General features: G+C 70.8%; 12 protein-coding genes. 4 read left to right on the forward strand and 8 right to left on the reverse strand.

The features are described from left to right. From BMY74_RS43915 to BMY74_RS45650, 8 genes are all read right to left on the reverse strand, one after another. On the reverse strand, nucleotides 1–235 hold a 235-nt coding region (locus BMY74_RS43915; protein WP_143091973.1), incomplete at its 3' end, for a transposase. A 142-nt stretch (nucleotides 236–377) separates the two neighbouring features. Next, nucleotides 378–1,820 (reverse strand): cryptochrome/photolyase family protein, encoded by a 1,443-nt coding sequence (locus BMY74_RS43920; protein ID WP_089928462.1) that lies wholly within the window; start codon nucleotides 1,818–1,820, stop codon nucleotides 378–380. Beyond that, nucleotides 1,817–3,028: an NAD(P)/FAD-dependent oxidoreductase gene (locus BMY74_RS43925; protein WP_245786743.1), complete on the reverse strand. Its 1,212-nt coding sequence runs from the start codon at nucleotides 3,026–3,028 to the stop codon at nucleotides 1,817–1,819. The genes BMY74_RS43920 and BMY74_RS43925 overlap by 4 nt, the downstream gene beginning before the upstream one ends. Then, a complete protein-coding gene (locus BMY74_RS43930) occupies nucleotides 3,025–4,548 on the reverse strand; it encodes an FAD-dependent oxidoreductase (RefSeq protein WP_089928465.1) in 1,524 nt (507 codons plus the stop codon). The genes BMY74_RS43925 and BMY74_RS43930 overlap by 4 nt, the downstream gene beginning before the upstream one ends. After that, nucleotides 4,545–5,237 (reverse strand): class I SAM-dependent methyltransferase, encoded by a 693-nt coding sequence (locus BMY74_RS43935; RefSeq protein ID WP_089928469.1) that lies wholly within the window; start codon nucleotides 5,235–5,237, stop codon nucleotides 4,545–4,547. Before BMY74_RS43935 ends, BMY74_RS43930 begins: the two co-directional genes overlap by 4 nt. Further along, nucleotides 5,224–5,541, reverse strand: a complete 318-nt coding sequence (locus tag BMY74_RS43940; RefSeq protein ID WP_089928473.1) for a lycopene cyclase domain-containing protein — start codon at nucleotides 5,539–5,541, stop codon at nucleotides 5,224–5,226. The genes BMY74_RS43935 and BMY74_RS43940 overlap by 14 nt, the downstream gene beginning before the upstream one ends. Continuing rightward, nucleotides 5,534–5,860, reverse strand: a complete 327-nt coding sequence (locus tag BMY74_RS43945) for a lycopene cyclase domain-containing protein (RefSeq protein WP_089928477.1) — start codon at nucleotides 5,858–5,860, stop codon at nucleotides 5,534–5,536. The genes BMY74_RS43940 and BMY74_RS43945 overlap by 8 nt, the downstream gene beginning before the upstream one ends. 66 nt (nucleotides 5,861–5,926) lie before the next feature. After that, entirely contained in the window at nucleotides 5,927–6,373 is a 447-nt protein-coding gene (locus BMY74_RS45650) for a hypothetical protein (protein WP_089928480.1), read from the reverse strand. Between the two features lie 199 nt (nucleotides 6,374–6,572). On the opposite strand from BMY74_RS45650, the gene BMY74_RS43955 reads away from it, so the two are divergent. The 4 genes from BMY74_RS43955 to BMY74_RS43970 all read left to right on the forward strand — a co-directional run. Further along, nucleotides 6,573–7,175 carry a histidine phosphatase family protein gene (locus tag BMY74_RS43955; RefSeq protein ID WP_245786744.1) on the forward strand — a complete coding sequence of 201 codons (603 nt, stop codon included), beginning with the start codon at nucleotides 6,573–6,575 and terminating at the stop codon, nucleotides 7,173–7,175. A 346-nt stretch (nucleotides 7,176–7,521) separates the two neighbouring features. Beyond that, a complete protein-coding gene (locus BMY74_RS43960; RefSeq protein ID WP_143091979.1) occupies nucleotides 7,522–8,592 on the forward strand; it encodes a hypothetical protein in 1,071 nt (356 codons plus the stop codon). Nucleotides 8,593–8,603: 11 nt separating this feature from the next. Then, nucleotides 8,604–8,933, forward strand: coding sequence for a hypothetical protein (locus tag BMY74_RS45655; protein ID WP_089928486.1), 330 nt, complete (start codon nucleotides 8,604–8,606; stop codon nucleotides 8,931–8,933). Nucleotides 8,934–9,054: 121 nt separating this feature from the next. Then, on the forward strand, nucleotides 9,055–9,276 hold a 222-nt coding region (locus BMY74_RS43970), incomplete at its 3' end, for a leucine zipper domain-containing protein (RefSeq protein WP_143091980.1).

A 9,276-nucleotide genomic window follows, 5' to 3' on the forward strand; every position in this document is an offset into this window, starting at 1 on the left:
GTAACCGGTCGAAGTCCACCCGGCCTCGGGCCAGCGCGGCATAGCCGCTGCCATGCCCGCGGCGATGCTCGCCGGCCAGCGACAGCTCCGCGATCGACCGCACCGGGCCGTCCCCGCACAACACCGCATCGCTCAGCTCGAACAACGCGTCCGCACGCCGCGTCAGACAGCGGTAGAACTCCTGACGCACTCCGGACAGCTCCCTGGACGCGGCGGCGTCACGGGCATGGTGCACACTGATCAACTGAAGCCCTTGGTGACGATCTTCTTCCCTAGACAAGAAGAATGATCAACCAAGGGCTTCACTCATGATCAACCAGGGTCACGCCCAACCGTTCAGAGGTTAAAACTCAAGCTAGTCCGCCGAGCCACACGCGTCAGAAGACTTCGCGGTCGCGTTCCTGTGCGCGGACGTCGTCCAGATCGGCCAGGCGGCGCAGGCCCTGAACGGCACGGACCATCCGGTGGTTGCCGCTCACCTGCTTCTCGTTCCGGTCGAGCCACGCCCAGTACCCCGCCGTGAACGGGCACGCGCGTTCTCCCGTGCGCTGCTTCGGGTCGAACCAGCACGTCTTGCAGTGGTCGGTCATGCGGTTGAGGTACGCGCCGCCGCTGAGGTACGGCTTGGTCGCGATCACCCCGCCGTCCGCGTGCTGGCTCATGCCGATCACGTTCACCGGCATCACCCACGGGAAACCGTCCACGAAGGACGTGACGAACCAGTCGTTGAGCGCGGCCGGGTCGTAACCCCGTTGCAGCGCGTGGTTCCCCAGCACCATCAGCCGCTGGATGTGGTGCACCCAGCCGTGGTCGCGGACGCCCTCCAGCGCGGTCCGCAGGCACGCCGCCCTGACCGTGGCCGGCCGCAGCTCCGCCCACCAGTCCGGCAGCGGGGTGGTGGCCTGGAAACCGTTGCGGTGCCGGTAGTCCTGGCCCAGGTGCCAGTACAGGTTCCACACGTACTCGCGCCAGCCGAGAACCTGCCGGACGAACCCCTCGACGCTCGCGAGCGGCGCGTCCCCGTTCCGGTAGGCGTCCTCCGCCGCGTACACGACCTCCAGCGGGTGCAGGAGACCGTGGTTGAGCGGCACGGACAGCAGCGAGTGCGCCATCGTCCAGTCCTTGGTCAGGACGGCGTCCTCGTGCGGGCCGAAGTGCGGGAGGCGGTCGCGCAGGAAGACCTCCAACGCCTTCAACGCTTCCTCCCTGGTGATGGCGAACCGGCGCGGACCGTCCCTGCCCACCGCGGGCAGGTCCATCCCGTCGAGGTCGGCCCGCACCCGCGCGTCGATCTCGTCCTCGTCCGGCCACCACGGCGCCGGAACGCCGAGCTTGCCGCGTTTCGGTGGTGGCTCGCGGTTCTCGGCGTCGAAGTTCCACCGGCCGCCCACCGGTTTGTCGCCCTCCATCAGCACGTCGAACCGGGTGCGCTGGTAGTGGTAGAAGTCCTCCATCAGGAACCGCTCGCGCGCCCCCGCCCAGGCCGTGAACTCGTCGCGGGACAGCGCGAACGCGGGCGTGGGCAGCACCTCGACACCGAGCTCGGTCAGCATCCGTTGTGCGGCAATGGAACCCGGTTGGTAGGCGACCAACGGGCCTTTCAGCTGACGGATCGCTTCGCGGTAGGTACCGGCGCGCACGAGCGTGATCCGGTCGGGGTACTCGGCGGCGAGGTGGCGCATGCCCGACAGGACCAGGTGCAGCTTCTGGCGGTGGTACGGCCTGCGGCGCAGCGCCGCCGCCGACTCGATCAGCACGACCTCGTCGTGGCCGCTGTGGAAGTGCGGCCCGAGCTGGTCGCCGAACAACAGGAGCGTCACCGCCCACCGCGCAGGTCGGCCAGCACGGCGTGCGCGGCTCGGCGTCCCGAGTGCAGTGCGCCCTGGATGGAGCTGGTGTCGCGGTGGTCACCGCACACGTACCGGCGTTCCCCCGCGCGGACCGACTGCTTCAACCGGTGCGGCGCGGTCATCGCCGGGATGGCGTGCGGGATGTCGTAGCGCCTGAGCACCTCCCACCGGCTGGTGTCGGTGCTGTACAGGCGGTTCAGGTGTTCTCGAACGGCCTTCTCGCCGGCTTCGCCCACCACCGAGGCCTGCACCAGCGGGGCGTGCGGCGAGTACGGGCGCGACACCTCCGACATCACCGCCGTGTTCGCGACCGGGCCGCCGTTGGCGTCGACCACCAGGCACCCGTCGCGCAGCGGGGACCGCGGCGGGCGGAAGTACCACGTCGTCACGCCGTTCCAGCGCGGCTCGGCCAGTCCCGGCAGCAGCCGGGCCGCCGTCGTGCCGTCCGTCGCGACCACCACGGCGTCGGCGGTGATCCGCCCGCCGTCCTCCAGGTCGACGCCGTTGTCGTGCACGGCTTTCACGGCGGTCTCGAGCCGGACGACGTCCCTGGGGAGCCGCTCGGCCATGGCCCTGGGCAACTCCCCCATGCCGAGCGCCGGCACCGCGGCGCCTCCTCGGGCGAAACTGCGCCACACGAGGTGGAAGAACCTCGACGAGGTGGTGAGCTCGCGTTCCAGGAACACCCCGGACAGGAACGGCCGGAACACCGCCTCGACGGCCCGGTCGGAGACGCCCAGCTGCCTCAACGCCTCGCGCGTCGTGCGTTCGGGCCGCGTCAGCAACGGCCGCACCGGGCCGAAGGCGTCCGGCGCCGAGAACCTCGCGACCGCCGCCACGTCCCGCGCACCGAGGACGTGCTGGCGCAGGAACCCGTCCCACGCCGAAGGTCCGCTGCGGGGGTCGGCGAGCAGGTCGTGCCTGCCGTTGTCGTGCACGAACGCGCCCGGCCGGAAGCGCCGCAGCGGGAACGGGTCCAGGTTCAGCCGCTCCAGCTCGGGGTAGGCGGGCAGCAGGATCTGGAAGCCGCGGTCGAACCGCACGCCGTCCTCGACGTCGGTCCGCACGCGGCCGCCGACCTCGTCCGATGCCTCCAGAACGGTGACCTCGACGCCCGCCGCGGCCAGTTCCAGAGCGGCGCTCAGACCGGCCAGACCGGCTCCCACCACGACGATCACAACGTCCTCCAGCGACGGGCGGCCGAGCGCAGCAGCGGCACGCGCCCCTCGGCCGGCACGGTCCACAACTCGGTGCCCGCGACGCCCCACCGGCCCAGCAGGTGGTTGGCGGCGGCGAACCCGGTGGTGGCGGCGCGTTCCATCAGGGCGACGGGCAGGTCGATCCGCACGAGATCACCCGCCACCACGAGGAACTCGTCCGGGGTGGTCACCGTCGGCCGTCGCCCGAACCCGCCGGCCGGGAAGAGCGGGCAGTCCTCGCGCAGCTCGTGCCGTTCGTCGACGACACCGGCCTGCTTGGTCTCCGGGAAGACCTCGGTGAGCTGCTGCCAGAGCCGGGCGCGTGCCGACTGTTCGTCCACATCGGACGGGAGCGCGTAGCCGTGCAGTTCCACGACGCTTCCGCCGGTGCGCGCGGCCCAGGCCCGCGCCTCGTGCTCGTAGTGGTTGAGCACGCTGATGTTGTCGAGCAGGTCGTGGCCGCCGGTGCCGAGGAAGCCCGGCCGGTCGGCGTCGACCGGTGTGTCGAGCCAGTACCTCGACACGAGGAACCGCGGTGCGGTCTCCAGCCTCCCGATGGTGTCGCGCCACGCGGTGTCACCCAGCGCCGGCGACTCCCCGACGAGCGACCGCAGGCCGCGGACGTCCGCGGCGAGCACCACGGCGTCGGCCTCGATCGCGCCCTCGCCGATGGTGACCGAGTACCGCTTCTCCTGTCCCGGCAGCACGGACTTCACCTCGACACCCGTGCAGACCGTCGTGCCCAGCGAGGTGAGGTGGCGGCGCAGCGGCTCCCACAGGCCGTGCGGGAACGGGTCGGCGGCCACGTCGAACAGCAGGCCCTCGCTCGAGCCGAGGAAGTAGATGTGGAACATGACCGCGAGCTCCGCGGCGGACATCCTGGTGGGGTGCGCGAAGAAGCTGCGCGAGAACACCTCGAACGCCAGGGCGTGCGCGGCCTCCGGGAAGCGGATCTGCTCCAGGTAGGACGCGGCGTCGAGGGCGTCGAGCCGCTCGTACACCTCCGGCACGGACACGTCGAGCAGCGACAGCGCCGCCCGCGCGTTGACGCCGGGCAGGTCGCGCCACCGGAACGTGGGGCTGCTGCGCAGGAACGCGAGGACGTTCCACGGCACGGTCGTCGGCAGGTCCGCGAAGCCGTCGCGGTGGCCGGAGGCGTGCTGCAGCGGGTAGTCCGGAAGACCGGTGAGAGCGCGTCCGGCGGGGTCGACGCGCTTCAGCAGCGCCCGCAGGTTGTAGTACTGGCGGAAGAACGCGTGGAAGCCGCGTGTCATCGTGGCCTCGCTGCCGTCGGCGAGCCTGGTGCTCCAGCCGCCGACGCGTCCGCCCAGGTAGTTCTCGCGCTCGCACACCACGACCCGCGCGCCTCGTTCGGCGAGCAGCGTGGCGGCGGAGAGGCCCGCGATGCCACCACCCACCACGACGACCACCGGCGCGTCCCCGTCGAAGTGCGGACGCCCGGCCGGCGCCGGGATCCGCACCGCCTTGCGATCCTTCACCGTTGCTCCTGTTCCGGCACGTGGCCGCGGAAGGTGTGCACCACGCCGAGCTGCAGACCGGGCAGCGGCGCACTGCGGACACCGGTGAAACCGTTGCGCCGCAACCGGTTGCGCAGCGCGGACGCGCCGTCGAAGTCCATCACGCTGCGCCACAGGTAGGTGTAGAGCGAGCGGTCGCCCGTGACGAGCCACCCCGCCGGGACGATGAACGCGCACAGCGCCGTCCACACCGCGGTGCTGATCAGCGAGTCGCGCACCGAGTACTCGTGCAGCACCAGCGTTCCGCCGGGCTTGATGAAGCTCCGGATGCGCTTCAGCGTGCCGTCCGGCTCGGGCAGGTTGCGCACCAGGTAGGCGGCGAACACCGCGTCGAACTCGCCCTCGTCCACGTCCTCGGCCCGGCTGTGCACGAACCTGACCGTCGAGGGCCAGCGCTTCTGCCGCGCCCGTTCGATCATGCCCGCCGACGCGTCCACGGCGACGATCTCCACCCCGGGCACGGCCGCGACCAGCGCCGCCGTCGAGGCGCCCGTGCCACAACCGAGGTCGAGCACGCGCATGCCGGGACGCAGGCCGAGCGCTCGCGCGGAGCGCCGCAGCGCCTGGTGGTAGCCGGGGTTGAGCCCGACGAGGAGGTCGTAGCCGCGTGCGGCGCGGTCGAACTTCCCCGGTACCTCAAGCTTGTTCACGTGCCAGCCTTCCCCGTTCCCACAACAACAAAACGGCCGTGACCATGGCGAACCCGTAGAGGAAGTCCTCCACCGGGATGTCCCACGGCACACGCACCCCGCTGATCGCCCAGTCCGCGTAGAGCACGATCGGTGCGTCGAGCTTCGTCAGCCACCCGTCCACCGGCACCTGGAACCCGAGCACGATCACCATCGTGATCCAGTAGGCGGGCCGCCGGAACAACCCCGTGCGCAGCAAGCAGAACTCGAGCAGCAACACCACGAGCACCGCCGCCATCGCGGCGAACGAGTACTCCTCAACCATCCCGCGACCAACGTCCCGAGCGCCCGCGCACGGCCTCGTAGGTCAGCACCGCGCAGAGCGGGATCGCGACGAAGAACAGGATCTCCTCGACCGGCAGCACCCCGCCGACCAACCACCCCGTGATCGCCTCGGGGTGGAAGCTCCAATGTCCACGCAGGACGGCCACGACGTCCCAGACCGTGAGCACGACCAGCACCGGCGCGATCGCGCGGGCCAGTTCAGGACCGCGGCGGTAGACACCGCGTCCCATCCACTCCAGCGGCAGGGTGAGGAGCACGCACACGCCCAGCACCGCCAGGTACTCGTACTGGCTTCGCATCACCGACCTCCCACGAAAACCGTATGGGCGGCGAGGTGACTCTGCACAACGACCGAGCGACGGCCGTCAGGTCGTGTCGGACTTCGCGATCGCGTAGTAGGCGTCCACCGTGTCACCGTCGATGCCCACGTACGCGTCGATCCACGCGGCGGCACCACGAACCAGCACCAGCAACGCCTCGTACTGCTGCTCCTCGGACAAACGCGCCAGCACGAGCCCCACCCGCTGGTCCTGACCCGAGGCCAGGGCGCTCACCACGTCCGAAGCCGCCTGCGCCGCCACCTCGTCGGGCGCCGCCGCCGACACCGGGATCCGGACGGACGGGTCGAGCGACCCGCGCGGCACCCCGCGCAACAGGATCGCCGCACAGGTGTCGATCGCGACCACCCTCGTCCGCTCGTCCGATGCCAGGCACCGCACGGCTTCGGTGGACCAGGGGTGGTCACTCCTGTTGACCGCACCCACCGCGGCCAGGGTCAGTTCCCTGGCCTGCATGTCGTCGAGCCGCTGCATCGACTCCCTGCCTCCTTCGCAGTCGACCCCGACAGTGCCCCCGCACCTGGAATTTCGTGTTGCGACAACCACAACTCAGTCATGGTCAAACGACCGCTCCCCCGCTGCATGACGAGTGGTCCGCAGTTCACCCGTCCGACGCAGCGCATTCGATACCCCTATGAACTCCAGATGTTGTTAACATCCGAATGTCGTCAACATGGAAGAGGGTGAGATGGCCACCCGGCACCTCTACGTGGTGAGGCACGGCGCAGCAGACCCGTTCGGCACCCTGACCGACACCGGCGCCCGCCAGTCCCACCTCCTCGGCGACCGCCTGTCCCGCCTGCCGATCGACGTCGTGTGGCACTCGCCCCTCCCGAGAGCCACCCGCACAGCGGAGATCCTGGGCGAACACCTACCGGGCGTCCTGGTCGACGAGGCTCCGGAACTGATCGACCACGTGCCCCACGTACCGCCCGACCCACCACCCGCCTGGGCGGGCTTCTTCGACGGCTACGACCCCGCAGAGGCAACCGCGGGCGCCGACCTGGCCGAGGCCCTGACCGCTCGTTTCGCCCACCCGGCGGCAGCCGAGTCGCACGAGGTCCTGGTCACCCACGCGTACCCGGTGGCGTGGCTGGTGCGCCACGCCCTCGGCGCCCCGCCGGACCGGTGGCTGGCGATGAGCTGCGGCAACACCGGGCTGACGGTGTTGCAGTTCCGGGAGGGCACTCCGCCGGCTCTGCTGGTGTACAACGACATGAGCCACCTGCCGGAGGAGTTGCGGTGGACGGGGTTCGGGCCGGGGGTGCGGCCTTAGCCGGGGGCTCGGCAGGGGGATGAGGCGGCTCGGCGGGCGGTGGAGGCCGCAGGAAGGTGAGTGGTGGCCGCCGGGCATCGGTGGCATGGGCATGGCAGGCGCTCGCATCGGCGCCCGCCGCAACCGGTACCGGCTCCACTCGCGTTTCCAGCCACGCGTCACCCAGGCCACGCGTTCCCGGCCACACGCCACTGCCCAACCGGTCCCCGAGCGCACCCCAAACCCCAGGCGTTCTCCTGCACCCCCCAACCCCCACAGGCGGACGGCGTAGCCCTCCTTGCCCCGTAGGCAGCTCGTACCACTCCCGAACCGGTGGTGGACTGGCGAGGTGGCGGACGAGTTCCGGATGGATTTCGAAGGCGTCCAACTGATGGCCGCACAACTGCACCGGGCGGGGGCCGACGCCGAGAGCGGTGCGAAGCACGTCGCCAAGCACGGCGACCTGAGCTGGGTGGAGCACGGCGTGCTGCTCGACACGCTGGCGGCCCGTCACCACGAGCGGATCTTCCAGCTGATGCGCGGCGCGATCAAGGAGCTGGCCGACCGCACGAACCGCGCGGCGCGGGCCGTCGACCAGACCTCCGACGCGTTCGGGAAGCTGGACGGTGAGGAGAAGCAGGAGTTCGACCGGCTGTTCCGGGCGCTGGACGGGCCGCTTCCCAACTTCACGCGGCGGTACGGCGGTTCGGACGGCTCGCCCTCGTTCGCCGACAAGGGCGAGCCGTCGGACTCGCTCACCGACCCGGAGCTGCACACCACCAAGCCGCTGTTCGAGTACGACTGGCGGCAGGACCTGCTCAGCGTCAGCGCGGCGGTGCGGGGGACGGCGGTGTGGATCGTGGGCAAGGACCCGTTCCAGGAGGCGTTCACCTGGCTCACCGGTGACTGGGCGGGGTTCCAGCGCTGCTCGGTCGTGTGGGCGCAGGTCGGCAGGGCCGCGGAGGGGATCGGGCGCAACATCGCGAACGCGGGCGCCGGGTCCGAGTGGGTGTGGGAGGGGCGGTCCGGCAACGAGGCCCGCGAGTACCTGCTCGCCCTCGCTGATGCCGCGACGGACTTCGCGCCGGTGTGCCAGGAGGTGGCCAAGCGGTACCAGGACGCCGTGACGGCGGTGCGCGCCTTCAGCAACGTCGTCACCACCGCCGTCAGCGAGATGGTGGACGCCGCCATCGCCTTCGCCCTGACCAGCAAGGCGTTGACCCGTGCGGCGAACCCGGCGATGTGGGCGGCGTTGCTCGGGCTTCTCTACTACTGGATCCAGAAGTTCAGGCAGGCGTACGAGTACCTGTCGGAGAAGCAGACCGAGGTCTCGAAGTTCTACGACCGCGTCTCGGCGTGGTTCGCGACGGTGCAATACCGCCGGATCAGCCAGTTGCGGCCGCCCGCGCTGCTGCTCTCGCCGGGGTCGCCGCTGTGAACCTCCCCCCGGTGGACGAGCAACGCGTGCTGCGGTCGGTGCTCCGGCTGCTGTCCACCGGCGCGCCGCGTGACCCGGCCGCGGAGATGGCGCGCGAGGTGCTGTCCGGCCGGATGTCGTTGCGGGACGCGGGGAACAGTGCCGCCTACGGTGAGATGATCACCCAGGCGGTCGCGGACGCGGTCGCGGCCGTGGAGGCGGCGTCGCCCGAGCAGCGGGCCGAGGCGGAGGCCGCGTTGGCAGGGGCCGCGAGCGTGCTCGACCCACCGCCGGAGCGGCCGCACGCTCCGGTCGAGGACGACTGGGACGAGTCGGTCACCTCTCCGTGGGACGACCGCTAGGTGTGATGTCCGGGGACGTTGTTCCGGTTTGGGCGGGTGACGGCCTGTCGTGAAGACAGGTGAAGGCCTCTGGATGTGAAGTGGAGCTGTCTAGGAACCGCTTCACCACCCGGAGGCCTTCGTGTCCCACCCTAACGCGGCGCTGACGCCGCGTGCCCGGCTGCGCCTGGCGCGTCTGGTCGTCGAGCAGAACTGGCGTCCCGCCGAGGCCGCGAGAATGTTCATGACCTCGGTCAGAACAGCACGTAAATGGGCTGAGCGCTACCGGCTCGAGGGCGAAGCCGGGATGGCCGACCGCAGCTCGCGGCCGCACCACAGCCCGGCCAAGACGCCCGATCCCCTG

Origin of the sequence: Lentzea albida (assembly GCF_900111005.1) — a bacterium.
GTDB classification, from domain to species: domain Bacteria; phylum Actinomycetota; class Actinomycetes; order Mycobacteriales; family Pseudonocardiaceae; genus Lentzea; species Lentzea albida.

What these genes read in the sequence shown, in the direction of transcription:
- BMY74_RS43955 (WP_245786744.1), top strand. Translation starts at nt 6,573, where the DNA reads ATGGAAGAGGGTGAGATGGCCACCCGGCACCTCTACGTGGTGAGGCAC.
- BMY74_RS45650 (WP_089928480.1), bottom strand. Translation starts at nt 6,373, where the DNA reads ATGCAGCGGCTCGACGACATGCAGGCCAGGGAACTGACCCTGGCCGCG.
- BMY74_RS43945 (WP_089928477.1), bottom strand. Translation starts at nt 5,860, where the DNA reads ATGCGAAGCCAGTACGAGTACCTGGCGGTGCTGGGCGTGTGCGTGCTC.
- BMY74_RS43960 (WP_143091979.1), top strand. Translation starts at nt 7,522, where the DNA reads ATGGATTTCGAAGGCGTCCAACTGATGGCCGCACAACTGCACCGGGCG.
- BMY74_RS43940 (WP_089928473.1), bottom strand. Translation starts at nt 5,541, where the DNA reads ATGGTTGAGGAGTACTCGTTCGCCGCGATGGCGGCGGTGCTCGTGGTG.